The organism is Bradyrhizobium sp. AZCC 1678, from assembly GCF_036924765.1.
Classification (GTDB): Bacteria; Pseudomonadota; Alphaproteobacteria; order Rhizobiales; family Xanthobacteraceae; genus Bradyrhizobium; species Bradyrhizobium algeriense.
The window spans coordinates 3,829,886-3,854,458 of sequence record NZ_JAZHSE010000001.1; the positions used below are offsets into that span (position 1 = coordinate 3,829,886).

Consider the following 24,573-nt stretch of genomic DNA (forward strand, 5'->3'; position numbering starts at 1 on the left):
TCCGCCACGTGACCACGCAGGAGTTCGAGGACTACCGCCTGGTGTGGCTGGTCGCCGAAACAGAGTTGATCCTCCTTCCTCTGTTCTTGCCGCAGTCTCTATTCTTTTTCCTGCCGCGCGCCGCTCCCGGAACCCGCCCAAAGTTGGTTGGCAACACGTTCGCAAGTCTCTTCGCTCTTGGGGGGCTCGCGATTCTGTTGCTCTTAGGGCTGATTCCACGCGAGGCCGTTGCAGCACAGGAGCTTTATGAGACAGGGCATGAGTACATCCACAAACCTTGAGGAAACGGCTCCCCCGCCCGATGGCGCGCCCAACAGCCAGGGGATCGTGATTCACGCTGGCCGCGCCATCTCGGTCGTCTTGTATGTCACCGTTGCCGCCCGGCTGCTGAGCATCGTCAGCCAGGTGCTGACGGCTTCGGCCTTTGGCGTTGGCCCAACCATGGACGCCTATACGGTGGCGCTGATCGTGCCCACAACCATTTCTGGCATCTTGACCACGGCGGTGGGCGCGGCATTGATTCCGGTCTTTGTGGACTACCGCGAAAACAAAGGCGAGGCGGAGTCCATGCGCCTGCTCCGGGTAGCGATGACGCTGGGCACGCTGATTGCGCTGGTGGTGACAGTGGCGCTGGCCGCGGGCGCACCGCTGGTCGTGACGATCTTCGCCCGGCAGATGGATGCCCCCACGCAGACGCTGGCGGTCATCCTCCTGCGCTTCTTGATGCCCGTGCTCTTGCTGCAAGTGCTGGTGACGCTGGTTGGCTCCGTTCTGAATGCCTATGGGCGGTTTGCGGTGCCATCGCTGGCTCCCGTCACGATTACGCTGAGCACCATCGCGTTTCTGCTGTTTGCGCCTTCTTGGGGCATCTATGCCCTGGGCTGGGGCACGATTGTGGGTTATTCGCTGAATTTCTTGCTGCTCGTCGTTGCCTATCTGCGCATGGGGCTGCGCTTTCATTTCGATTTTTCCTGGCGGCATCCGGGCATTCAGCGCATTGCCGCGCTTTCCACACCCATGCTGATTGGGGCACTGATGGTCAACGGCAACAGTCTGGTCGATCAGTTTATGGCTTCGCTCTTGCCGCCGGGCAGCATTGCCTCGCTCAGCTACGCGATCAAGCTGGTGGATATGCCCTCGGGGATCTTTTATACGGCGCTCTCCACGGCGCTCTTGCCGATCTTCGCGCTACAAGTGGCCCGCCGCGAATTTACGCTCTTAACCACCACCTTCCGCCAGGCGGTCATTTTTTCTGCAATCATCCTCTTGCCCGCTGGCGCGCTGCTGAGTTCGTTGTCGCGCCCGGTGGTGGAGATTTTCTATCACCATGGCAATTTTAGCGCGCAGGCCACCGATGTGGTGGCGTCCGCCGTGATGTTTCTCGCGCCGAATATATTCATCGTCACCTACGGGTTTATCAACGGGCGGATGTATAACGCCCTGCAAGATAATCGCACGCTGCGCAACGTCGCCGTGCTTTCGCTGGTGCTCAACGCCGTCCTGGACTATCTGCTGATGCAAATCTGGGGCGTGGCAGGTATCGCGTTCGCTACCACGCTGACCTATCTGATTGGCGCGCTAACGCTGCTGCTCATTCTTAACAAACGGCTGCAAGGGCTGCGCCTGCCGCAGCTTGGCCTTTCGCTGGGCAAAACCGTCGTGGCGGCGGTGTTCCTGTGGCTGACGTGCGCGCTGCTGGCGAAGCTGCCCCAGATGGCCGCGCTGCCGCCGCTGGTACAGATCGTCTTGCTGAGCGCTGCGGGCCTGGTGATCTATGCTGCGCTGCTGCTGGTCTTGCGCGTGCCAGAGGCGAGCCAGCTCTGGACCATATTGTGCAGTCGGCTGCACTGGGGCCGCGCGTGGGCAAAACCCGCATAGGCCGCAGATGAGCGTATCGATGTTTGCGTACCCTGCGAGGAAGGAAGAACTTTCCATGAGTGTACAAGCGGCTAGCTCCCCATCCAAAAGCCTTAGTCTGGCAGACCTGTTCAGGCAGGCGCGTGGTATGGTCGATGTCATCAGACGAACACGCTCGTGGACCTGCGTGCGCCTCTTCTGGTTGGGCGAGCGCAACCCTCGCCGCGTCCCCGGCGCGTTTCGCTTTCCCTTCGGGCTGGTGCGCTATACGGACGCCGGGGCGATGCTGTCGCTCTATCGTGAGATTTTTCTAGACCGCGGCTATGAGGTCGCCGGATTAGGCGACGCGCCCGTGATCCTTGATTGCGGTGGGAACATTGGCATGAGTGTGATCTGGTTCAAGCAGCGCTATCCGCGTGCCCGCATCACCGTCTTTGAGGCCGACCCGCAAACCGCCGACCTTCTGGAAGAGAATGTGCGCGCGCTGGGCCTCACCTCGGTCACGGTGGTTCGCGCCGCCGTCAGCGATGCCGCTGGCAAGGTATCGTTTGTGCCTGAGGGATCACTGGGCGGCCATGTCGGCGATGGGCCAGGGGTGCTGGTGGACGCGGTGCGTTTAAGTGACCTGATTACCGAGCCGGTGGATTATCTCAAGGTCGATATTGAGGGCAGCGAATTTGGCGTGCTCAAAGACCTGTGCGCCACAGGCAAAATGGAGTTGGTCAGCCATCTTTCGTGCGAATTGCACTGCAATCCTGCTGTGCAAGACCAGGTGGCGGAACTGTGGACGGCGCTTTCGCGAGCGGGCTTCCGCATCACGGTTAGCGATGCGAGGGTGGATGCTGAACTGCCAGGGCCACCCGTGCCCACGCCGTTTTCGTCGGCACCGAGCGCGAAATATCTCGTCTGGCTCTATGCCTGGCGAGTGTAGGGATTCGGACCGCATCTTGCCATGAGCAGAGGAAGAGGACGTCGTTCAGCTTCATCGGAATGGCGGCACGCGACTGCAACCTATCTGGCGAGCTCGCCGAACGGCTCACCCGGCTTCGCTGGTGCTTTGGGCGTTTGGATTCGGTCGGCAGGCCGCGACGATCGGCGCGATATCGCTTTTGCTCTCAATTGCCTTGAGCGTCCTTGTTATTCGGCCTCGCCGGCGCGGTGGCAGGAACCACGTTGTTTGGGAGTGGATCAGACTTTGAAAGTCGCCTTTGTGGTTGCGGTCGGTGTGCTGGTCGCTCACATCGTCTCCTCCGAGCTAGACACATCCGTTCTTCTGCGACTCGTGGCAAAGTCTTCGGCGTTTATGACGACCTTGCTGCTTGGGTTCGTGTTCACAAAGGTCCATCACTCCTTGATATCTTGGTTTCGCGCAGCTGAGGCGACCGCGAGCTAGCCGAGCTGACAACAAAACGTCTCAGCATTGTTTCACCGCTTGAAGGAAAACGCCGCTAGTAACTAAGTCCGCTGGGGTAAGATTCGTAAACCGCCTTGCAAGATGCGGGGCTTCCAGAGTGGACGGTCGGGTTACGGTCTCTTTGCAGAGCGTTCTGAAGCCTTCTTTGTCCAGAAGGCGCATATGAGTCGAAAGCGGCTCGCGATTTAAGTGCCACGATCGCTTTCCACGAATGAGGGCCCATTTCAGATCGGAATAGGACCAATGGCCGTTCCACTCCGCTGCACACCCGTGACACTTGAAGTCGACCACATGGGACATGAAAGCTCCGGGCTTCAACCACCGCCTCATGGCGTTGTATGCTTCGCTCAATGCGTCTACATGCTCTAGCACTGCCTGCGAAAACAGCATGTCAATCGTCCCGTCCTCGATCACGGTCGCGTCCAGCCAAGGTGCCCGTAACTGAACAACCTCCGCCTGCGAGGCGCCGTGCAGCGCCGCCTCGATCTCGCGTATCCAGGTCTCGGATATGTTGACGGCCCTGTTCGTAATTAGCTGCTCGGGGAACCGATAGCTTTTCAGCTTCGGGAACACGTCGGGAAATTCAGCTTCGTCTGGAATATCGGCGCGCTGGCCAAACAACTCAGCTAGTTCATGAAGCACTTGGATATTTCGCTCCGCTGTAACGTGCGAGATGAAGTCAAGCGCATAGTATTTGGAAGCTCCCGACAGGAGTGCTGCAATCCCGGTCCCCAGCGAGTCGCCCGGTCCGAGCTCTGCGATGACCTGAGGTCTCGTATCAAGCCCGCTTTCTGCCGCTTTCACGAGATGCCTTAGCCAGACGCTGTAGCAGTATCGGGCCGAGATTGTGCCGCCCGTTCCTTTGTCCCTGCGAGCAAGATAGTCTCTGACAGCTGGGATAGCTGTCACGCCCGGCGCGAATGTCGCTGCATTGAAAACAATAGATCGCGTGCTGTACATCTTGTCGCCTCCAAGTTCATCGACAAACCACAGAAGCTCCTGACACAGTATCGCGACCAGCGCGTCTGAGCGTCAAGAAAGAATCGCCCGACATATCCGCGATCTGCTGGCCTGGGCTTCTGCTGTGATCGAGAATGGGTAATCCGAAAGGGTCAAGCCGCGGACCGGTTCAAAATACTATGCTGCCAGGTGTGAGTTTGGATGCCATGCGTTTGCAGCCTGCAAGATCTGAAAAGGCGGGCGTCTGCAATGCTGGCTTGCTCAACCAAGCTGCGCTGTCGTCCGGCCCGCGGTAGTTCAGGGTTTGCGTCAGGAGGAGTGGGTAGTGAGTAGCATGGTTCAAGAAGAGGGACAGAGATTCGAGTTTGGGAATAACTGGCACCACTTCATTCAAAAGAATTTCGGACCCGAGAGGGTACGGATTTCCAAGAAGCACCTTCTCGATTTTATCGAACGGGACGATCTGAAGGGGCTAACGTTCCTCGATATTGGATGCGGAAGCGGACTTCACTCCATTGCCGCCCTAGAAGCAGGCGCAGTATCGGTTCGTGGCTTTGACTATGACGCGAATTCAGTCGCTACGAGCCGATGCGTGCAGGCTCAGGTAGGTAATCCCTCTAATTGGACCATCGAGCAAGGCTCCGTTCTTGACGACACATTTGTGAAGAACTTGGGGGCATACGACCTGGTCTATTCATGGGGGGTTCTGCATCACACCGGAGACGTCTGGCATGCAATTCGCAATGCCGCAGCGTGCGTTAGGCCCGGTGGTATGTTTTATATCGCTCTCTATTCAGCGGACGCTCAAGTCAACCCGCCGCCGGAATTCTGGCTCGACGTTAAGCAAAGGTATGTTACGGCGGGATGGCTGAAGAGACGCTACATGGATCTTTGGTACGTCTGGCGCTTTCAGATGCACTATAATCCGCTGCGGCTACCTCTGTTTCTGTGGAGGATGCACGAATACAAAAAGAATCGCGGCATGAATATGTTTACGGATATTCGTGATTGGCTTGGCGGTTGGCCGATGGAATTTGTCTATGACAAAGATGCCGTCTCCTTTTGCAAGGAGCTCGGTTTCAGCTTGCAGAGGATGGCGACCGGTGAGGCGAACACGGAGTTCTTGTTCATAAGGTCGGCCTCGCCTAAGTGAGCGCAAATCATGAGTGGGTGCTCTCACTCGTGTCTTTAGGTAAGGTAAGATCGGCGTTACAGCGGGCGGCATCGGGGAGACTTCGCTCTGTTCGAAGAGGGCGGGTTGGAGGGCAAAGCCTCCAGTGTGATAGGTGGCGTGTTCGGCGGAGAACCACTTCCTTCGCTCGGCGATCCAAAGCTCTCCATGCCGATCGACGTTCCGGCTTAGCGCGCTACCCCATTCCGCGATCTGCTGCTCTGGGCTTCTACTGTGCTTGAGAATAGGTAATCCGAAAGGGTCGAGCCGCGGACCGGTTCAAAATACTATGCTGCTAGCGTGTGAGTTTGGATGCCATGCGTTGACGTCCTCTCATTAGGGAGCTCTTTTCAAGCATGTGCGGAATTTCCGGTATATGGGAGCGTAATGGTTGCAGCCTGCAAGATCTGAAAAGGCGGGCGTCTGCAATGACGCAAACCCTGAGCCACCGCGGGCCGGACGACAGCGGAGTTTGGTTAAGCGAGCAGGCCAGCATTGCCTTCGGGCAGCGTCGCCTGGCAATTATCGACTTGTCCTCGATGGGACATCAACCAATGGTCTCGGCCAACGGCCAATATACAATTACGTTCAACGGTGAAGTGTATAATTTCCGAGAACTGAGGGCCGAACTGGAGCGCTGCGGAGTCCGGTTTCGAGGGCATTCAGATACAGAAGTTATTGTCGAAGGATTCGCCCAATGGGGCGTCAAATCGACCATCGCCCGTTTGAACGGGATGTTCGCAATTGCATCGTGGGACGCCGGAGAGCGTCAACTGTTCCTAGCTCGTGATCGAATGGGCGAAAAGCCGCTTTATTGGGCGATTTTCGATGGACTAGTTTTGTTCGGATCAGAGTTGAAGGCGCTGCGCGCTCATCCCGGTTGGAAGCCAAGTCTCAATCGTGGAGCGATCGCTGCCTTTCTTCGGCATGGTTATGTGCCAGGTCCATTCACGATCTATGAAGGTGTCTACAAACTGCCGCCCGCCGGGTTCGTCAAAATTGCGAGCGGCGGTGGCCCCGAAGTGGGCGCGTACTGGGATCTTGCCAGTGTTGTTTCGCAGGGGCAACGCAATACGCTTCGAGCCGACGAAGAGGGACTGGTCGACGAGCTCGAGGCGTTGCTGCATGATGCAGTATCGCGCCGCATGATAGCGGATGTTCCGCTTGGCGCCTTTCTGTCGGGCGGCTATGACTCATCTACTGTCGTCGCACTGATGCAGAAAGCTTCTCTGAGACCAGTCAGGACGTTTACCATCAGCTTTGAGAACGCGGCATTCGACGAAGCGAAACACGCTGAGGCTGTTGCGCGACATCTTGGGACCGACCATACAACATTTCCCGTTGGCGGCGCTGACGCTCTCGATGTGGTGCCGAAGTTGGCCGAGATGTATGATGAGCCATTCGCCGACCCCTCGCAGATCCCGACCCATATTGTTTCCGCGTTGACGCGAAAACGCGTCAAGGTGGCTCTGTCGGGAGATGGTGGAGACGAATTGTTTTCCGGGTACAACCGGTATCAATGGGCGCAGAACGTTTGGCGACCGAGTGCGAAGATGCCGCTTGCGTTCCGCCGCCTCGCGTCTTCAAGCATTCGCGCTGTGCCGCCTAGCGCCTTCGATAGGATAGCGCGCTATGTACCATACCTTCGGCGCGTGCCACGGGTCGGCCAAAAGGCCCATCGGTTGGCGCAAATTCTTTCATTTCCATCGATCGATTCCATGTACCATCAAATTGTTGCCTCGCATCACCCGAACCCAGACAGTCTTGTAAATGGGGCACAAGAGGTGCGGACGGCCTGCTGGGGTCAAAACCTCGAGGCCCTTTTGCCAGGTCCGGTGGACCGTATGCGCTACCTGGACATGTGCACGTATTTGCCCGATGACATCCTGACTAAGGTTGATCGCGCCTCTATGGCTGTCGCTCTTGAGGTGCGTGTTCCGCTCCTCGACCATCGCCTGGTCGAATGGGTCTGGAAGCTGCCGTCATTTCAGAACGCGCGTGCCCGGCGCCCCAAACATTTGCTCCGGTGTGTTCTTGCCCGCCATGTGCCCGATCGTCTGGTTGAGCGTCCGAAAATGGGGTTCGGGGTTCCGCTCGCAGACTGGTTGCGCGGTCCGTTGCGCGATTGGGCCGAAGACCTGATGAACGAGGCTAGCCTGAGCGCCGATGATATTTTTGACGTCGAGGGCATTCGCTCGCTCTGGGTCGAATTCTTGAGCGGGAATAATGAGCGGTATTTCCTCATTTGGAATGTTCTTATGTTTCAGGCGTGGCATCGTCGGTGGGGCGATGCGTCAGTGGCTGACACCGGAACAAGACGCTTGGCATCCCTTTTGAATTGAAGATATGGCGATGGCGGTCCCACGAAGCTCGGGGTCTCAGATGCGAATTCTCTCGATAGATTTTTCCATTCCCTATCTATTGAAGGATGATAACTATCCGATCGGCGGCTGGGCCGTCCAACTTTCAATATGGCTTCGCGCGCTTGAAAACGCCGGTCACGAAGCCGCTCTCCTTACCTGGAAGGGTGCTTTGGCCCATGTAGGTTCGGGCCAGCAAATCAAACTCATCGAAACCTATGATCCCGAACATGGGGTGCGGGTTGCGAAGTATTTCTACTCATATATTCCAAAAATATTGGCAGCCGCCCGCGCCTATCATCCAGATATCATGATCCAAGGCGTATGTGGGGTCCATACCGCCATCATGGCTTTCGTCGCCGGCCAACTAGGGATTCCGTTCGTTCACCGCGTTGTCAGCGACATGAACGTCGATGAACGATGCAAAGTCGGGCTTCGATTTTATGAATGGTTAGCGTATTCTTGGGCTCGGCATCGAACAGCGGCATTTCTTTGTCAAAATGAATATCAACGCGAAAAATTGGCAGCGCTGTTTCCGGGCACGCCTATACACGTCCTTCATAATGCCGTTGTCGTAGCAGAGGACGCGCCCGCTCCTTTGCTGCGCGCAGAACGCAGATATGTCGCCTGGCTTGGTGTTTTCCGCCATGGAAAGAATTTGCCACTGCTTTTTCGAATCGCCCAGGAATTTCCGGCCGTCAAATTCCGCGTGGGGGGGATGCCAGAGCGACAGGTTGATCAATCGACGCTGGACGCCGTGAATGGCCTGCGCCATCTGCCAAACGTGGAACTGGTTGGCCTTGTCCGGCGGGCAGACGTTCAACAATTTCTATCGGAAGCGACGATGCTTCTCTCCACATCGGATTTCGAAGGCTTCTCGAACGTGTTCCTGGAAGCTTTCGCCGTGGGCACACCTGTCATAACGCGCCGGCAAGTCGATCCGGACTCGATCGTCCTGCGTCATAGCCTTGGCGCATCGGCTGAGGACGAGTTGGCACTTTCCAAATCCGTGAAGATGTTCTGGGACATGGACGCAAATGAATACAACGCGCTCGCTCAACGATGTCAGATCTATGTTAAGGCCAATCACTCGCCGACGGCAAAAGCTCGCGAGTTAATTGCGGCTTTAACGCCTCTCGTCGCTAAGTCAAAACACCCGGGGCAACCACTTTGAAATGGCCCACTCGAACCTTTGTGACAACGCCTGGTTCGATCAAGCAGATGGAGAAGCATGTGATCGCGCGGAGAGCTCCGGCGGTTGGATTGCTCTCGGTACGTTTAGAGTAGATCAACCAAATTCGATAGGTCGATGAGTGCATCTTTAAGCCATAGCGGCCGAGCGCCTTATCATCTCACGTTGCCGCATTCGGTCGCGCAAGCTGGCACCGGCGCCTTTTTCTTTCTGTTGTTCATTTTCATGTGGCCCTTCCAGCGCGTGCCATTTCTGACGGACAATTTGTTCGGCATCCAGGGGTTTAAACCCTTCAACTTATTAGCAGCAATAGTCTTGGCTTATCTGGTGTTCGACACTGCGCTCCTACATGCGAGCGACAAAATCGAACGAACATCCATCAGAATTTTTCTCCTGTACTTCGCAACTCTTGCCATCGCCCACATTCGATCAGTTCCAAATGCGCCCCTTTTGCATAGTCGCTTCCCTGATTCATTTCCAGAGTCCTACTTTGACTTTGTACTATCGGCTTGCATTGTGCCGACCTTTTACACTCTATCCTTCCTGTTTACCCTTAAGCGGATGTGCTCCTTTCAGGAGCTCGAGAGGATCACGACGGTGATCTGCCTTTCGATACTATTGCTATCAATCGCTTTTGTCGCGCTCGTGCTGATGAATCCGTCCGTTCTGCTTTCAGGTCACGCGAGCGGAATAACTGATAGCGACCGGCGCGAAATGGCCCAGTTGTGCACAGCGTATTTGGGGACCCATTACAATGTGATTGGAAGCATGTACATTTCTACTGTACCCTTGTTGCTCTATCGAGCTCTTACGCGCGGCGGTCTCTGGATCGCACCCCTGTGTCTATCGCTCCTGGCGGTTCTTCTCCTCGAGTCACGAGGCGCGCTTGTCACAGTAGCAGCTTCGTGTTCCCTGTTTCTGATCCTGCGGCGCAGGTTTGTCATTTTAGTTCTTGGTGCTGCGGCGGCTGGCGTCACATCGTTGGTGTGGATCGGACCAACCGTTAACGCTCTTCTTTCGATCGGGTTGGGTAGCAGTTCCGGCGTCTCGGCCGATGCCTTGCTGACGGGCCGAGTTGATTACATTTGGCTTCCGCTGCTGGAGGAGTGGACGAGCAATATCGGCCTGTTCCTGTTTGGCGCTGGTCGCTACGGAATGGCGACGAGCCAGCTTTGGGACACAGGAACCCTGATACAGGCCAGCGTAGCGCATAATGCAATTATCGAGTTCTTTCTGGATTGCGGGGTGATTTTAACCGGTGTGCTTCTAATTTTCCTTATCGTTGGAACAGCTACGGCCTGGCGAGTTGGGCGAAGGTTGAATAGTGACCTATATTGGGCTCTGTTCGCGGGCATCTTTGGTTGTGGGATTAGTATGGCGACTGGGCGTGACATCCTTCCAACAATTGAAAACATGTATGCATTTCCGATCATTGCGATGATGATCAACTTGGCGCGGTTGCGGTATCTCGCGAGCCAACCGGCGCCACGTGAATGATTGGCTTGCAGACAACCCCGTTGCGCCGAGCCGTTACCGATACCAAGCGTGGCCGCCGTAACTCTTGACAACGACCCGCTGAAAACCCGATAGTTTGCTGTAATATTGTAAGCGCGTAGCTGACCGTCTCCCTCCGGTGACGGCCGCCTTGTCGGGTTAAGCCGAGTGCTGTGTAACAGTCCTTATGGACAGCAATAAGTGCAGTACTCAGATTGAACGGTTCGAGGTTGTTGAGACTGGTCGTCGCCGAAGGACCATTTCGGCAGCACAGCCGACGTTGCTGACAACGATTGGCAGACCCATTGCTATCATTTCCAATGCGGCGGGGGCGCCGCTTCGTAGAAACTACAGAGGACGCTAACGTCAAAAGGGCTCGTGTAAGGTCGCACGACCTGAGGGAGTTCGGCGAAAACCGCGGCCGCCCTCGCACGAATTGTCCAGAGTGCATTGAAGCCGACCAATGAGTCTCGAGGATAGTATCGCTTTTGCGACCAGGGCATGGGCTGTCGGATTCCAATGAGCATCTCTTGGATACTCAAACCGACCACCGTGAAGCTGAAAATCGGCAAAGAACAGGGGATCCATGTCAATCACTTCGTAGCCCAACGTTTCCGCCGTCTTGCGAAACACAGTCCTCATGACATCAAAGTAGCTTCCTTTACCAGCGTTCGCTGCACCCGGATATCGGAACCCGTCCATCGTAAACGTAATGCGATCTGGTTGGAGGCCAGTATATTTCGGCAGATCCCGAAAGAACGCGTTGATTGCTGCAATAGACGCCTCTATTCGCGCAGGATCCGGACTAGCATCCGTATTACCCGCATAAACTTTTGTGGGACTATCAATAACAACAAAGGCTCGAAGCCATTGCGCATTCGATAGCGTCTCCTTAATTTGTAAATTAAGGAAGAGGTACCGTGCAAGGGCACTCATCTTTAGAACAGACCGAATTGCTCCCACGTGAAACTCGCGCAATTGCAAACGGAGTTGCTCGCTTGTCTCTGGGGCGTAAATCCAGAAACCGGGGACCTGTCGACTATAGCTCAAGTGACTTTCATCATAGTCGTTCGAAACAACGTTTATGATCAGCGCCTTCGCTTTGTATTCTCGAGCTGCATGTGCAGCCCAGACAAGGTATTGACTCAGAGGCGCACCGGAAGCGGCAAAACTGTAAACTCGAAATTTTCCCTTGAGGGATTCAGATAGATGGCCTTGCGCGGTGGTATCGGACGGGACAGCTAGGGCTTCGATGTATGAGTCCCCGATGACACCGATCAGCGGCAGTGGGTCATCTTCTCGATAGTCGAGCTTGTTCACCCATCCGGCGTTATTGGTACGGCCATAATTGACCATGGTTAGGTCCCAGTCCTTGGAGTAGACAAACGAACGGTTAGGCGTGAAGTGAAACACTGGATCGATTCGCGTGACTGGAACGACAAGTGGATTGGCCGCAACAGGAAGGAAGCGAAGAACACATTCCGCTACCGCCAAAAAGCCAATAACAGCAATTGCAACTGTTGTGCCGCCTAGTAGAATCTCTTTGGTTTTCACCGCCCCTCCTTCTATGTCCGATGGATCGTGTGAACTCATGTCCCATTGATAAGCGATCTATCGGCAATCGTACCCCTACGCTGAGGCGAGCGACGATACCCAAGGTGAGGGACGCCCAGCGGCTTGGGTTAACACTTTGGGACTACTCGTTAAGGATGCGCAAGACAGGCGGCGCACCATGCTGAGACGTGTTCGTTGAGCTAGGTGGTAAAACAGCATCGGGCCATTTGCGCAGAACCACGTTTCAAGCCCGGCTCCCAGCGCCGAGGCTGGTCGGCGCGTCCGCTGCCAGAGTGATCGCGGATCAGGTGAAGGAGTGTGATTCCAATCAATCGATGGCCCACGTACGAATACGCTTACCTTTGCCTGCGTCTCGTTCAACAGAGCTGCAGTCTCTGGAGCCGACTGTCCTGCGCCGCCGACGACGTCGCGACCTTTGAACTGACTCAGGGCGCACTACGCTGGCGCGAGACCTCCGCCTCGTGCGATGCGCCGCTCACCGACCTGCAGGCCTTCCGCTACAACATGATCGGCGCGTTCTTCAACCAGACCCTGCCGTCCTCGATCGCCGACGACGCGATGCGTCTCTGGCGGTGAACCGGACCGGCGCTGGTTGGCGCGCGGCGACCCAAGGCCTGCTGTGCCCGAGGTCTGACCATTCGGCGAAACGACCCGGACGGCCGCTATCGCGAAAACCGCATGCCAAAACGGCGCCCAGCCTCAGGGGGTACCCCGTTAGCTTCCTTGCTGTCGCCTCTGGGCCTACGCAACATAGTAGGAACGGACGAGGTTTTCGTGAGTGCGAGGTTTTCGTGAGTGAATGGCTCAGTGACCGCATTCTCAGTGACCGCATTGTCGAGGAAGCTGCTCGTCGGATTTACGAGTCTCAGCAATCAAGGCTTTCGGATCAATCGACCACCGCCGCAAAGCGGGCATGGCGAAGCGAGGACGTGCCGGCGAAGTTTTGGGACAGTTATCTCGAGGACGCACGGTCAGCGCTTTCTTTCGACAGTCGAATGAAGCAGTCAACCCACGAGAACTTTGTCCGGGACGAAGCGGCGCTCCCCGGATCGGACCGGACGTTCGGCCTTGTGATGGCAGCAGCTTTGGCCGTTTTAAGCCTCTTCAACGGCTGGCATCATGGCCGGCTGTGGCCCTGGATGCTGCTGGCCGCCATGCTGTTTGCGGCGGCGGGCTGGCTCAAGCCCTCCTGGCTTCATCCGCTCAATGTTCTGTGGATGATGCTCGGTCTCGTCCTGGCCAAGATCGTCAACCCTATCGTGATGGGACTGTTGTTGTTCGGCACGATCCTGCCCACGGGCCTGATCATGCGCATGCGGGGCAGGGACCTGTTGCGGCTGAAGCGGGAACCGGCTTCCGACACCTACTGGATCGCGCGCCCGCCGGGGCCTCAGCCTGAAACCATGAGGGATCAGTTCTGATGATAGATTTTCTTGCCGAGCTGTGGCGCTTCATGCGCGTGCGAAAGAAATTCTGGCTGCTGCCGATCTTCGTAATGATGGTGGCGTTCGGCGGCCTTATCGTGCTGACCCAGGGCACGGTGTTCGCGCCGTTCATCTACACGGTTTTCTAAGGGTATGCGCACCCTCGGCATCTCCGCATTCTATCACGACAGCGCCGCCGCGCTGGTCGAGGACGGCCGCATCGTCGCGGCCGCGCAGGAGGAACGCTTTACGCGCAAGAAGCACGATGCCTCGTTTCCGCGCAACGCGGTCGGCTATTGCCTGGATGCCGCCGGCGCAAAGCTCTCCGAGATCGAGCACATCGCCTTTTACGACAAGCCGTTCCTGAAATTCGAACGGCTGCTCGAGACCTACATCGCGATGGCGCCAAAGGGGTTTTCTTCCTTCAAGATGGCGATCCCGCTCTGGCTTAAGGAAAAGCTGTTTCAAAAGAGCCTGCTACGCAAGCAATTGAAGCCATTTGACGAAGAAATTTCGTCCGACAAATTGCTTTTCACCGAGCATCATCTGAGCCACGCGGCGTCAGCCTTTTTTCCATCGCCGTTCGAGAAGGCGGTGGTGCTGACCATGGACGGCGTCGGCGAATGGGCGACGACGTCGGCTGCGATTGGCGAGGGCAACAAGCTCGAGATCTTTCAGGAGATTCACTTTCCCCATTCGCTGGGACTGCTCTATTCCGCGCTCACCTATTACACCGGCTTTAAGGTCAATTCCGGCGAGTACAAGGTGATGGGGCTCGCCCCCTATGGCGAGCCGAAATACGCCAAGCTGATTCTGGACCATCTTATTGACCTCAAGCCGGATGGCTCGTTCCGGCTCGACATGTCCTATTTCGACTATTGCACCGGGCTCACCATGACCAATGAGCGGTTCGCAAAGCTGTTTGGCGCGCCGGTGCGCACGCCCGACAAATTGCTGACTCCGTTTCACATGGATGTCGCGGCTTCTATCCAGGCCGTGCTTGATGAGGCGGTGCTGCGCCTGACGCGGAGCCTTGCGAAGAAGACCGGTGCGCGCAATTTGTGTCTTGCCGGCGGCGTGGCGCTGAACTGCGTCGCCAATGGCAAGGTGATGCGCGACGGCAAGTTCGACAAAATCTGGATCCAGCCGGCGGCGGGTGACGCCGGAGGGGCGGTTGGGGCGGCGCTCGCCGCCTATCACCAGTTCAAGGGCAACCCACGCATTCTTGCGTCGTCCGACGGAATGTCGGGCGCGTTCCTCGGGCCTCAATACTCACAAAGCGAAATCGAGCGCAGGCTGAAGGAGGTGGGCGCGCGCTTTGACGTGCTGTCCGAAGATACTGTCATCGAGATCACCGCAAAGGCGCTTGCCAACCAGCTCGCGGTTGGCTGGTTCCAGGGCCGCATGGAATTCGGCCCGCGCTCGCTTGGCGCGCGCTCGATCCTCGGCGATCCCCGCTCACCAACCATGCAGAAGAACCTCAACCTGAAGGTCAAATATCGCGAGAGCTTTCGGCCCTTCGCGCCCGCGGTGTTACGGGAGGACGTCGCGGACTGGTTCGAGCTCGATTCCGACAGTCCCTATATGCTGATCGTCGCCGACGTCCTGAAGGACAAGCGGCGCGCGATTAGCGCGGACGAGCAGGCGCTGTTCGGCATCGACAAGCTCAACGTGTCGCGCTCGGAAATTCCGGCCGTGACCCATATCGACTATTCCGCGCGCATCCAGACGGTGAGCCGCGACACCAATCCCAAGTTCCACCGGCTGCTCACCGAATTCAAATGGCTCACAGGATGCCCGGTGCTAGTCAACACCTCTTTCAACGTACGCGGCGAGCCGATCGTCTGCACACCGGAGGACGCGTTCCGCTGCTTCATGGGCAACGAGCTCGATTTGCTGGTTGTGGGCAATTGCGTGCTTAGGAAGCCGGAGCAAAATCCTGCGCTCAAACAGGACTATAGCTTGGCCCTTGAACTGGACTAGGCGCCCGAGGTGACGGCTGTTCACCTCGCTCGCGCAGGTTCGTGCTGTGCTGGCGACCTGGAAGGACGACTACAACAACGCCCGGCCACACAGTGCCCCGGGCAACCTCACACCGACTGAATGCGCCAATCGCAGCGCTCCTGGGCCGCAACGGGGCGGGACGCTGCGCTATGCCGCGGGCTCAGCTCACCCCACATAGCGGATGATGTTCGATTCAGAGAATCTCCTGGTTGATTTGTCCCAGGATCTCATGTGAGCGAACATATGTCTGACAGTATGCGTCCGCTGAAGGCCGCCTTGTCAGCTGAGGCGCATCCCGAAGATCTGTTTGCCTGTATCGAGGTCGGCGCCCACCGACAAGAACTACAAGATCTATGTCGATGCGCCGTCGAAAGATCGATAGAGGTTCTCTGCCCCCACCTTGTCGGGTGCGAACTGACCGGCAAGATACGAGCCGTCACATACAGTACGGTTTGCATATATGGTTGACCATATGGTTGACGCTTCGAAGCCGCGGGGCCGGGTGGATATCCAGGTCGGTGCGGGACGTCGTCGCCGGTGGAACGACGAGGTCAAGGGGCGGATCGTGGCGGAGTCGTATGCGCCGGGCGCGGTCGTGTCGGAGGTGGCACGCCGGCACGGCATCTCGCTGCAACATCTTTTCGTGTGGCGCAAGACGGCGCGTGCCGGCTGCTCAGCCTGCCGGCCGACGAGGCGCCACTCTTCGTTCCGGTGGTGACGGAGCTGCGTAGCGCTGGGCCGGGCACGGAAGCGGCAGCACGCAGCTCGATAACGATCAGCATCGAGATTGGCGGTGCGGTGGTTCGCGTGGCGGTCGGGGTCGACCCGGCGTGGCTGCGCGATGTGCTGCGGGCCGTGAGGGCGGCCACATGATCGCGGCTTCGGCGGGTGTGAAGGTCATGGTCGCGACGAAGCCGGTGGAGTTCCGTAAAGGTGCTGACGGTCTCGCCGCGCTGGTGCGCGAGCAACTCCGCCATGATCCGTTCTCGGGAACGATTTTTGTCTTCCGTTCGAAGCAAGCGGACCGCTTGAAGATTTTGGCCTGGGACGGGTCCGGCTTGGTGCTGCTGTGGAAACGTCTGGAACATAACGCGTTCCGCTGGCCGCCAATCAGCGATGGTGTGATGCGGCTCTCCGCCTAGCTTAACAAGGCCAAGTACTCACAGTTGAGTAGTCACTACGCCCCGGTTGAATTCGATCGAAGTGCTCTTATAACCCTCTTGCTTATAATCGCGCCAAAGAAGTGCCTTACCCAGCACCATTATAACCGGAGGGTAAGTGATGGGCGAATTTGATCTTCCGGTAGCCGTCATCGGTGCAGGGCCGTTTGGCGTCTCAACCGCGGCCTACTTGCGGTCTCTCGGAGTGGAGTTCCGTATCTTTGGCTCACCAATGAACCGCTGGCGGACACAGATGCCGGCGGGCATGTTCCTCAAGTCTGAAGGATTTGCTTCGAACCTCGCCGATCCGTTCGGGCGTTGTACCCTGCAGCAGTTCTGTAACGAGGCAGCGTTGCCCTACGAGGGTGAACGTGTATCGCTCGAGACATTTACCCGATACGCCATGTCGTTTCAGCAGCGGCTCGTTCCCATGGTTGAAGATGTATCAGTCACCATGCTGGATCGACAGGCCGACAAGTTTCAGATGCGACTGGCCACAGGTGAAGAAGTAAGAGCCAAAAAGGTGGTTGTCGCGACGGGCCTGTCGAACGCCGAATACATCCCCGCTGAGCTGGCGAGATTGCCTGCAGAATTCCTGTCGCACAGCAGCGACCACTACGATCTAGGCAAATTCAAAGGACGCGAGGTGGTCGTCATCGGCAGCGGTCAATCGGCGCTCGAGACGGCGGCTCTCCTGAACGAAAGGCAAGCGACAGTAAGGCTCCTCGTGCGGCGCTCGTCAATCGAGTGGCATGATGGCCCAACATCAGGGCCGCGATCTTTATGGCAACGGGTGCGCCGGCCAGCGTCGCCGATGGGAAGCGGGCTTAAATTGTGGTTCTGCGCGACCGCCCCGATTATGTTCTATCATCTGCCCGAGCAAATACGCGTCGGTGTGGTGCGGACGTACGGACAAGGTCGCCGCACATCTCTAGAGCTGCTTGGCCCGGCAGGTTCGTGGTGGCTCAAAGAGCGGATCGTGGGTCATGTACCGATACTGCTCGGTCACAGCGTGCTGGGAGCCGAAACGAGCGGAAGCAAGGCGGTGCTGCACGTCAAGGGCTCAGATGGCATGCCCCGCCATTTGACCGCAGACCACGTCATTGCTGCGACCGGGTATCGCTTTAATGTTGGATCACTCCCATTTCTGGCTGAGAGGCTAAAATCTGGGTTGCGCTGCGTGCAACAGGCTCCCTCGTTGTCGCCTGGCTTCGAGTCCTCGATCCCGGGCCTCTATTTCGCAGGCATAGCGAGTGCGTATAATTTCGGACCGGTGATGCGGTTCTTATGCGGCACCGACTATGCGGCCCGGTGTATCTCCGACGATATAGCCCGTGAACAACGCCGTTCTCCGTCGTCCGTTTCCGTCGGCCTTGCTTCCGCACGCAACCGAACCGCTTGTTGAGACAAATGGCGAGCGCGAACCTCTTGCCAAGTCAAACGGAGAGCGCGACCGAGGGTTCGTCGCCGTTTCCGGTACTCATCCTGAAGACGGGCCACTATGCCTTGCACCATGGCGGCCTCGGTATCATCCGAAGCCTGGGAAGCCTCGGCGTTCCAGTATTTACAGTTATTGAGGATCGCTTCGCACCAGCGGCCGTTTCCAAATATCTGAAAGGAAAATTCGTCTGGGACACGCGCGATCTGCCAAGATCGCGGCTGCTCGAGGGGCTGGAAAGAATTGGGCGACAGCTGAAACAGCCCACCATCCTCATTCCTACAGATGATGCCGGGGCGATCTTGATCGCAGAAGAGGCGCTCACATTGCGGCAGTGGTTTTTGTTTCCGGAAGTACGATCAGACATTCCCCGGAGCTTGGCCGACAAATCACGCCTGCAGGCTCTGTGCAGGCAGCTCGGGGTACCGTATCCTCGAGCCATATCGCCCAACACGATTTCGGAGATTTATGAATATATCGACGCTGCAGCTTTCCCGGTGGTGGTCAAACCAGCGAAGCCATGGCTTAAGCCAAATGTCAAAACGTCTATCGTCTACTCCCCGAAGGAGCTTCTCGATCTCTACCGCCGGTCAGAAGAACAGGTCCGTTCCAACCTGCTGATCCAGGAACACATTCCTGACGGCGAGGATTGGCTTTTCAACGGATATTGCAGCTCGACCTCGGAGTGTCTAGCTGCCTTCGCAGGCAGGAAATTACGCTCCTTTCCGCCACACTTGGGTTCTGCCACGTTGGCCAGATCTGTCACCAACCCCGCGCTCCTCCGGCAGGCCGAGGCGCTGGTCAAAGCCATTCCTTATGTCGGCATAATGGATGTCGACTATCGATTCGATAAACGAGACGGCCAATACAAGCTTCTGGATTTCAACCCGCGGGTCGGCGCTCAGTTTCGATTGTTCGAGGATGGCGAGGGAATTGATGTCGCGAGGGCGCTTTATCGTGATCTTACGGGTCAGTCCGTGCAGAGGTCTCCGCAGACCGATGGGCGAGTGTTCGTTGTCGAGCCCCATGATTGCCTGACCAGCATCCACCACCTCTTGCGTCGCGAACTATCGGTCAGAGATTGGTGGCGATCATTCAGGGGGACCAAGGAATTTGCCTGGCTCAGATGGAATGATCCTGTTCCCTTCATCATGATTTGGATACGCCTTGCCATGGCAAGCGTCGCAATAGCGGTGCGAGTTCTGCATTTTCCGTTCCGGAAGTCGCAACCCGAGCGCTGCTAAATCCAAAGAACGCATCCTGTTGGATGACGCATCATCTCCCTGTTAGACTTGAGCAAGATTGCGGGCGTTGGCAGCGGACTAGCTAGTGAGGATTCTAGCGGGCCCAAATGAACCCTGTTCTGAAAAAGTAGCCTGTTTTACGGCGCGAGCCGGATTGGGCAACTGCCCGGATTTGGCGCACTCTTCTCTGGTAGAGCGGCCATCATGCTTTTTCACGAAACGCAGCGCTTGCGACCCTGGACGAGTCCTCAGCACGATCTGAATTGGCCGAGGGCCGCGGATCTTGAGAATCTACTTCAATTGCTTGTTCGGCGCGTTGCATATCCGTACGGCACTTTCGGTCATGCCGATTGTTGGTGAGGATGGTAGCCTCATCCCGAACCCGTAAGTCGCACTGTCCTCGCCTTTGCCGATGCTTCAGAATCTTGTCGAATCGCGTCTGCAACAGGTCGCTCGATCCTGTCATCTTGGGCGCTTGGACGAGGTTCCTGCCCGCTGGTGCGGATGCTTTGAGACAGATCGCGCAGCATTCCTATAGCGATTCCAAGAAGCAGCCCTCCAACGGTCGCTATTCCAAGCACGATTCTAGGCTTTGGCGAACTTGCCTTCAAAGGAGGCGACGCCGCGGTAACGAGACTTGCATCAAACACCGGCGAGGATTGTTGTTGCGTCGCTTCTGTCTTGCGCAGCACGTGGCGAAAATTATCATAGGCGCTTTTTGATGATTCCGCAGCAGCTACCAATTTATCGATGGTAGCAGCTGAATCCGCTGGCTCTTTTCGATTCTTACTATAATCCTCCAACGCCTTTTGGGCAGCTAATGCTTGAGTGCTCAAGTCGTTCAGTCGATCCTTAACCCACTTCTCGTCTTGCAAGCCGGCCTTGTCCAATTGATGGGTAATATATTTTTCGGCAACAGCGTTTAGGATCTGCGCCGCTCGATCAGGATCTTTTGAGTCGAAGGTAACCTCGACAAGATACGTAGCGCCGACACGCTTGGCCGAAAGCTTGCGTTCGAAAGGTTCCAAGGCATAGCGCGCGGCGCTAACTTCCGTCTGCGGTTTACTCCAGCCGAGCAGCCGGGATATCATGCCGCTGCCTTGGCCGGTCGCAAATTCCGGGTCTTGAGCAAGGCGGAGTCTGTCGATCACGGCGCTAGCGATGCTCTCAGACTTTATGATTCCGATCTGACTTTGCACGATCGTTGACACCGCCGCAGCGTCCACAAAGGTCGTTTTCGAGTTTACGATGAGCAGCGCCTTGGCGGTGAACGTCGGTACCGCGGTGATGAGGTAAAGTGTAGCAACGCCAAGCGCCGCGAAACATGTCAGCGATATGATCAGTACATGTCGTCGTATAAACGCCAGCACGCCCAGGACTTCTGCCAGGGAGACGACCGGCGCCGGACGAAATTCAGGCGGCATACTGTCCCGATTTTCCCAATTATCCGTTCTATTGGTCTGCAGCATTTTTGTACCGGCGCTGATGGTTGAGGCTGCGCGATGATGCCCAACCGGCCGCTACCGACGCTTGCTGGGGCCGCCCTGTCGCCCTCGACCGAATGTGTCGGAGGCTACGTAGGGGCCGGCAAATTGGTGAAGCACGCATGCTCATGGCACTCTACGACATGGTCGCTCATCTCCGGCCAAATTAGTACATTTCGGGTCACTGGATGGGAACGGCAAAAAGGGGGTAGCTACAATAGTCCATTGAGCCGCGGCGGTGGGGAACTAGAATTGTCGAAAAGCAATCCGCTCGAAGTGCCATCCTGGTTGAAATAGGAACGCGAATGGAGGGAGGTCGGTCGTCAAAGCACCGGCTCCAGCGTCAATGAGGACCAGAACACAAGCTTTGCAGATTGCCCGTTTCGACGGTTGCTCGGAAGCAGCACGTCGGCGGGCTGTTGCGCGGTCAGATGGATCTCACCCGATAACAGCATCCGCACAGGGAATTGCCACTATGCTGAACGCCAAACTGCGCAGTTGGTCCTATATCGATGCCTTTGGCAGTAACATGGGTCGTTGCATCAAATGGGGCTTGGTGGCTGTTGGCCTGACAATTTCCATCACTCAAGCAAAGGCCGAATATCGGGTAAGCATTGGAGATGTCCTGGAGGTCGCGGTGGCAGGCGTGCCGGAGCTACGGCATCGTGCTGCCGTCCAAATGGACGGGAACATTTCGTTGCCGCTGGTCGGGATGCTTCCAGTGGCCGGCCTGCCCTTACCGCAGATCCGAACCAAAATCGGGGCGGCACTGGCCAGCAAGGTGTTTCGACAGAGGACTTCGGATGGCCGCGAGGCCGTCATCGTGATCGACGCGAATGAGATCACGACGACCGTCGTGGAATACAGGCCGATTTACGCAACTGGAGACGTGTCGAAGCCGGGTGAGTACCCTTATCGTCCGTCTATCACTGCAGGCCAGCTCGTCGCCGTGGCAGGCGGCTACGACATCATGCGTATCAGAATGAATAATCCGTATCTCGAGTCAGCGGACTTGAGAAGCGAATACGGATCGCTTTGGACAGAACTCGCCAAAGAACAGGCGCGTATGTGGCGCATCAAGAATGAGCTCGGAGAGGCGACGCAGCTCAATCCAGGCATTCTGACGGACGTACCCGTAGCTCGATCGGCGGTTTCGGAAATCGTCAATGCAGAAAGGGAATATTTGAAAACGAAGCAGAGTGACTATCAGCAGGAAAAGACGTTCCTTCAGCGCGGCGTCCGACAGGGAGAGGATCAGGTCCGCGTGCTCTCCGAGCAGCAGAAAAAAGAGGAAGAGGGATTTCAGTCAGATCTCGAAGAACTGCAGAAAGCGTCCGATCTCTACGGCAAGGGTTCCCTGACCAGCCCTCGCGTTACGGATGCGCGGCGCGCGGTGCTGCTGTCAGCAACTCGGAAGCTGCAGACCTCCGCGCAGCTCCTGCAGGTCAAGAAGCTACAGGACGAGGTCACCAGAAAGCTGGCAAAGCTCGACGACCAGCGGAGGCTTGAACTGCTCCGTGAGCTGCAAGACACCAGCGTAAAGCTCAACCAAATTCGCGAAAAGCTGCAGAGCGTCGGCGAGAAGCTTCAGTACACCGCGATGGTTCGATCACAGCTCGCTCAAGGAGTCGGCAGTAAGCCCGACATCGTCATCATTAGGAAAGGCGAAAAGGGGCCGGAACGGATTATCGCAAGCGAAGATATCGAATTGCAGCCGGGTGATACCGTCGATGCCAGCCTGCGATACCAGGATGGTCCTGACGCGCCTTCCCGAAGGCTAGGCAGCAGTTCTTCAGCTATCCCATTGGGGATGGGGCGGACCGAACCGACCGGGGGCGATTCGCTGCGCGAGATGGCTTCGGAACGGAAGGGCGATTCGTCTGGGAGGTGACTGGCGACGCCGCTGACACAATGCAGTGTCGGCCTATTCATTTCGAACGGAGGGGCCATGTGAACTCCGTTGGTCCTCGGTCCTGCTATGATGAGGGAAAGCCTTGCGCCGAAATGTGAGACATTACACCACCTGAATGCGCAAGCCATGTAGACGCCTCCCGCGAGGTGGTGGCGAAGCGATCAAATCACACCTCAAGGGCAGGCACTAACATGCGCATCGCGATGATCGGAACGGGTTATGTGGGATTGGTGTCCGGTGCCTGCTTTGCCGATTTCGGCCACCAGGTCACCTGCGTGGACAAGGATGCCGGCAAGATCGAAGCCCTGCGCCGAGGTGAAATCCCGATCTTCGAACCCGGGCTTGACGCGCTGGTCGCCTCCAATGTCAAGGCCAGGCGGCTCGACTTCACCACCGACCTTACCGCGCCGGTCGCTGAAGCCGACGCCGTGTTCATCGCAGTTGGCACGCCGTCGCGCCGCGGTGATGGTCACGCCGATCTGAGCCATGTCCACGCTGCCGCCCGCGAGATCGCGGCCGCGCTGACCGGCTTCACCGTGGTCGTCACCAAATCGACCGTGCCGGTCGGCACCGGCGACGAGGTCGAGCGGCTGATCAGCGAAGCCAATCCGTCGGCGGATGTGGTCGTCGCCTCCAATCCGGAATTCCTGCGCGAAGGCGCGGCGATCCGCGACTTCAAGTTCCCCGATCGGATCGTGGTCGGCACGTCGGACGAGCGCGGCCGCAAGGTGCTTGGCGATATCTACCGGCCGCTGTCGCTTAACCAGGCACCCGTGATGTTCACCGCACGGCGCACGGCCGAGTTAATCAAATACGCGGCGAACGCCTTCCTCGCCACCAAGATCACCTTCATCAACGAGATTGCGGATCTCTCCGAAAAGGTCGGCGCCGACGTCCAGGAAGTCGCGCGCGGCATCGGGCTCGACAACCGCATCGGCTCAAAGTTCCTGCATGCCGGCCCGGGCTTCGGCGGCTCCTGCTTCCCGAAGGATACCCGCGCGCTGGTCAAGATCGCGCAAGACCATGACGTGCAACTGCGCATCGTCGAGGCCGTGCTCGGCGTCAACGACATCAGAAAGCGCGCGATGGCGCGCAAGGTGTTGAACGTCGTCGGCGGCCTGCGCGGCAAGACGGTCGCGGTGCTCGGCCTCACCTTCAAGCCCGATACCGACGACATGCGCGAGGCGCCATCGATCCCGCTCGTCATCGGTTTGCTCGATATGGGCGCCAAGGTGCGCGCGCACGATCCGGTCGGCATGGAGCAGGCGCGCAAGGAATTGCCTGACATAGAGTATTGCAAAGATCCTTACGCTTGCGTCCGCGGCGCCGATGCGCTCGTGATTATCACGGAATGGGCGCAGTTCCGCGCACTTGATTTGAAGCGCCTGAAGCGCGAAATGGCGCAACCTGTGATCGTCGATCTGCGCAATATCTATCGACCCGACGATATGGCTGCTCTCGGCTTCCTTTATGAGAGTATTGGGCGGCGCCGAACGAGCCCGATTAACTTGGTGGAGGGCGGCCGAGCTAAATTGGCACCACAAGTCAGGCGACACTCCGTTTGACGTCAATGCTGTTCCGGATGTGTTTGCGACACCCTCCCGCGCGCCCAGCCAATAGCGACTGCTCAGTTCGAGTTGGAGAGGGCGCGCTCAGCCGAAGCAAGTTTCCTCCGCAGAATCTGTGGAGGCGATTTAGCGGAGCTTGAACCGATGGACCGTAAATCAGCTCTCAACGGACTGAAGATGGTCCGGCGGTACTCGAATCGCTTTCAGATACGGCGTGACCGGCTGCTGCGTGAGGCGTTCTCGGCAAACGCGCAGAACGAACCCAATTTCTAAACTGTTAATCGAAGAGAAGGAGCGGGTTGGCGGTTCGCGGAAC

22 protein-coding genes and 1 pseudogene are annotated in these 24,573 nt (G+C 57.4%); 19 read left to right on the plus strand and 4 right to left on the minus strand.

Annotated elements, in window-relative coordinates:
• The first annotated feature begins 8 nt into the window (after positions 1-8).
• From V1294_RS18045 to V1294_RS18055, 3 genes are all read left to right on the plus strand, one after another.
• Positions 9-281, plus strand: coding sequence for a hypothetical protein (locus tag V1294_RS18045; RefSeq protein ID WP_334499007.1), 273 nt, complete (start codon positions 9-11; stop codon positions 279-281).
• Complete coding sequence (gene murJ / locus V1294_RS18050; protein WP_334499009.1) at positions 259-1,878, plus strand: murein biosynthesis integral membrane protein MurJ; 1,620 nt, start codon at positions 259-261, stop codon at positions 1,876-1,878. The genes V1294_RS18045 and murJ overlap by 23 nt, the downstream gene beginning before the upstream one ends.
• A 127-nt stretch (positions 1,879-2,005) precedes the next feature.
• Positions 2,006-2,788 (plus strand): FkbM family methyltransferase, encoded by a 783-nt coding sequence (locus V1294_RS18055; RefSeq protein WP_334499011.1) that lies wholly within the window; start codon positions 2,006-2,008, stop codon positions 2,786-2,788.
• 105 nt (positions 2,789-2,893) lie between these two features.
• Here V1294_RS18055 and V1294_RS18060 read toward each other — a convergent pair whose 3' ends face one another.
• On the minus strand, positions 2,894-3,097 hold the full coding sequence (locus V1294_RS18060; RefSeq protein ID WP_334481659.1) for a hypothetical protein: 204 nt from the start codon (positions 3,095-3,097) through the stop codon (positions 2,894-2,896).
• Between the two features lie 174 nt (positions 3,098-3,271).
• Positions 3,272-4,231: a methyltransferase domain-containing protein gene (locus V1294_RS18065; RefSeq protein WP_334499013.1), complete on the minus strand. Its 960-nt coding sequence runs from the start codon at positions 4,229-4,231 to the stop codon at positions 3,272-3,274.
• Between the two features lie 334 nt (positions 4,232-4,565).
• Here V1294_RS18065 and V1294_RS18070 point away from each other — a divergent pair, with 334 nt between their 5' ends.
• From V1294_RS18070 to V1294_RS18085, 4 genes are all read left to right on the plus strand, one after another.
• Positions 4,566-5,384, plus strand: a complete 819-nt coding sequence (locus V1294_RS18070) for a class I SAM-dependent methyltransferase (protein WP_334504705.1) — start codon at positions 4,566-4,568, stop codon at positions 5,382-5,384.
• Positions 5,385-5,758: 374 nt separating this feature from the next.
• Positions 5,759-7,744: an asparagine synthase (glutamine-hydrolyzing) gene (gene asnB, locus V1294_RS18075; protein WP_334499015.1), complete on the plus strand. Its 1,986-nt coding sequence runs from the start codon at positions 5,759-5,761 to the stop codon at positions 7,742-7,744.
• 40 nt (positions 7,745-7,784) lie between these two features.
• On the plus strand, positions 7,785-8,936 hold the full coding sequence (locus V1294_RS18080; RefSeq protein WP_334481652.1) for a glycosyltransferase family 4 protein: 1,152 nt from the start codon (positions 7,785-7,787) through the stop codon (positions 8,934-8,936).
• A 135-nt stretch (positions 8,937-9,071) separates the two neighbouring features.
• The gene (locus V1294_RS18085) at positions 9,072-10,451 is read left to right on the plus strand and encodes a hypothetical protein (protein ID WP_334499018.1); all 1,380 of its coding nucleotides are present in this window, start codon (positions 9,072-9,074) and stop codon (positions 10,449-10,451) included.
• A gap of 363 nt (positions 10,452-10,814) precedes the next feature.
• On the opposite strand, the gene V1294_RS18090 is transcribed toward V1294_RS18085, so the two are convergent.
• Positions 10,815-12,002, minus strand: a complete 1,188-nt coding sequence (locus V1294_RS18090) for a hypothetical protein (RefSeq protein WP_334499020.1) — start codon at positions 12,000-12,002, stop codon at positions 10,815-10,817.
• 318 nt (positions 12,003-12,320) lie between these two features.
• Here V1294_RS18090 and V1294_RS18095 point away from each other — a divergent pair, with 318 nt between their 5' ends.
• The 9 genes from V1294_RS18095 to V1294_RS18135 all read left to right on the plus strand — a co-directional run bounded on the left by V1294_RS18095 (position 12,321) and on the right by V1294_RS18135 (position 19,293).
• On the plus strand, positions 12,321-12,599 hold the full coding sequence (locus V1294_RS18095) for a hypothetical protein (protein ID WP_442895353.1): 279 nt from the start codon (positions 12,321-12,323) through the stop codon (positions 12,597-12,599).
• Between the two features lie 215 nt (positions 12,600-12,814).
• Positions 12,815-13,444: a hypothetical protein gene (locus V1294_RS18100; protein WP_334505007.1), complete on the plus strand. Its 630-nt coding sequence runs from the start codon at positions 12,815-12,817 to the stop codon at positions 13,442-13,444.
• Positions 13,444-13,596 carry a DUF5989 family protein gene (locus V1294_RS18105; protein ID WP_417021156.1) on the plus strand — a complete coding sequence of 51 codons (153 nt, stop codon included), beginning with the start codon at positions 13,444-13,446 and terminating at the stop codon, positions 13,594-13,596. The genes V1294_RS18100 and V1294_RS18105 overlap by 1 nt, the downstream gene beginning before the upstream one ends.
• A gap of 4 nt (positions 13,597-13,600) precedes the next feature.
• The gene (locus V1294_RS18110) at positions 13,601-15,430 is read left to right on the plus strand and encodes a carbamoyltransferase family protein (RefSeq protein ID WP_334499023.1); all 1,830 of its coding nucleotides are present in this window, start codon (positions 13,601-13,603) and stop codon (positions 15,428-15,430) included.
• Positions 15,431-15,446: 16 nt separating this feature from the next.
• The gene (locus V1294_RS38020; RefSeq protein ID WP_442895452.1) at positions 15,447-15,629 is read left to right on the plus strand and encodes an integrase core domain-containing protein; all 183 of its coding nucleotides are present in this window, start codon (positions 15,447-15,449) and stop codon (positions 15,627-15,629) included.
• 294 nt (positions 15,630-15,923) lie between these two features.
• Positions 15,924-16,169, plus strand: a complete 246-nt coding sequence (locus tag V1294_RS18120; protein WP_334499026.1) for a transposase — start codon at positions 15,924-15,926, stop codon at positions 16,167-16,169.
• Positions 16,170-16,320: 151 nt separating this feature from the next.
• Positions 16,321-16,593, plus strand: coding sequence for an IS66 family insertion sequence element accessory protein TnpB (gene tnpB / locus V1294_RS18125; RefSeq protein WP_334499028.1), 273 nt, complete (start codon positions 16,321-16,323; stop codon positions 16,591-16,593).
• Between the two features lie 139 nt (positions 16,594-16,732).
• Positions 16,733-18,016 carry an NAD(P)-binding domain-containing protein gene (locus V1294_RS18130; protein ID WP_334499030.1) on the plus strand — a complete coding sequence of 428 codons (1,284 nt, stop codon included), beginning with the start codon at positions 16,733-16,735 and terminating at the stop codon, positions 18,014-18,016.
• Between the two features lie 5 nt (positions 18,017-18,021).
• The gene (locus V1294_RS18135) at positions 18,022-19,293 is read left to right on the plus strand and encodes a carboxylate--amine ligase (protein ID WP_334499034.1); all 1,272 of its coding nucleotides are present in this window, start codon (positions 18,022-18,024) and stop codon (positions 19,291-19,293) included.
• A gap of 371 nt (positions 19,294-19,664) precedes the next feature.
• Here V1294_RS18135 and V1294_RS18140 read toward each other — a convergent pair whose 3' ends face one another.
• Positions 19,665-20,762: a Wzz/FepE/Etk N-terminal domain-containing protein gene (locus tag V1294_RS18140; RefSeq protein ID WP_334499036.1), complete on the minus strand. Its 1,098-nt coding sequence runs from the start codon at positions 20,760-20,762 to the stop codon at positions 19,665-19,667.
• 490 nt (positions 20,763-21,252) lie between these two features.
• Between V1294_RS18140 and V1294_RS18145 the strand changes: the two genes are divergently transcribed.
• The 3 genes and pseudogenes from V1294_RS18145 to V1294_RS18150 all read left to right on the plus strand — a co-directional run bounded on the left by V1294_RS18145 (position 21,253) and on the right by V1294_RS18150 (position 24,254).
• Complete coding sequence (locus tag V1294_RS18145; protein ID WP_334499038.1) at positions 21,253-22,668, plus strand: polysaccharide biosynthesis/export family protein; 1,416 nt, start codon at positions 21,253-21,255, stop codon at positions 22,666-22,668.
• Positions 22,662-22,781, plus strand: a pseudogene (locus V1294_RS38025) (SDR family NAD-dependent epimerase/dehydratase); the annotation flags it as partial. The gene V1294_RS18145 and the pseudogene V1294_RS38025, both read left to right, overlap by 7 nt.
• 99 nt (positions 22,782-22,880) lie before the next feature.
• Positions 22,881-24,254 carry a UDP-glucose dehydrogenase family protein gene (locus V1294_RS18150; protein ID WP_334499041.1) on the plus strand — a complete coding sequence of 458 codons (1,374 nt, stop codon included), beginning with the start codon at positions 22,881-22,883 and terminating at the stop codon, positions 24,252-24,254.
• Positions 24,255-24,573: the final 319 nt, after the last annotated feature.

Excerpts from the sequence above, each read along its gene's own strand:
- murJ (WP_334499009.1), top strand. The coding sequence starts at position 259 with ATGAGTACATCCACAAACCTTGAGGAAACGGCTCCCCCGCCCGATGGC.
- V1294_RS18055 (WP_334499011.1), top strand. The coding sequence starts at position 2,006 with ATGGTCGATGTCATCAGACGAACACGCTCGTGGACCTGCGTGCGCCTC.
- V1294_RS18065 (WP_334499013.1), bottom strand. The coding sequence starts at position 4,231 with ATGTACAGCACGCGATCTATTGTTTTCAATGCAGCGACATTCGCGCCG.
- V1294_RS18070 (WP_334504705.1), top strand. The coding sequence starts at position 4,566 with ATGGTTCAAGAAGAGGGACAGAGATTCGAGTTTGGGAATAACTGGCAC.
- asnB (WP_334499015.1), top strand. The coding sequence starts at position 5,759 with ATGTGCGGAATTTCCGGTATATGGGAGCGTAATGGTTGCAGCCTGCAA.
- V1294_RS18080 (WP_334481652.1), top strand. The coding sequence starts at position 7,785 with ATGCGAATTCTCTCGATAGATTTTTCCATTCCCTATCTATTGAAGGAT.
- V1294_RS18085 (WP_334499018.1), top strand. The coding sequence starts at position 9,072 with ATGAGTGCATCTTTAAGCCATAGCGGCCGAGCGCCTTATCATCTCACG.
- V1294_RS18105 (WP_417021156.1), top strand. The coding sequence starts at position 13,444 with ATGATAGATTTTCTTGCCGAGCTGTGGCGCTTCATGCGCGTGCGAAAG.
- V1294_RS18110 (WP_334499023.1), top strand. The coding sequence starts at position 13,601 with ATGCGCACCCTCGGCATCTCCGCATTCTATCACGACAGCGCCGCCGCG.
- V1294_RS18120 (WP_334499026.1), top strand. The coding sequence starts at position 15,924 with ATGGTTGACGCTTCGAAGCCGCGGGGCCGGGTGGATATCCAGGTCGGT.
- tnpB (WP_334499028.1), top strand. The coding sequence starts at position 16,321 with ATGATCGCGGCTTCGGCGGGTGTGAAGGTCATGGTCGCGACGAAGCCG.
- V1294_RS18130 (WP_334499030.1), top strand. The coding sequence starts at position 16,733 with ATGGGCGAATTTGATCTTCCGGTAGCCGTCATCGGTGCAGGGCCGTTT.
- V1294_RS18135 (WP_334499034.1), top strand. The coding sequence starts at position 18,022 with ATGGCGAGCGCGAACCTCTTGCCAAGTCAAACGGAGAGCGCGACCGAG.
- V1294_RS18140 (WP_334499036.1), bottom strand. The coding sequence starts at position 20,762 with ATGCTGCAGACCAATAGAACGGATAATTGGGAAAATCGGGACAGTATG.
- V1294_RS18145 (WP_334499038.1), top strand. The coding sequence starts at position 21,253 with ATGCTGAACGCCAAACTGCGCAGTTGGTCCTATATCGATGCCTTTGGC.
- V1294_RS18150 (WP_334499041.1), top strand. The coding sequence starts at position 22,881 with ATGCGCATCGCGATGATCGGAACGGGTTATGTGGGATTGGTGTCCGGT.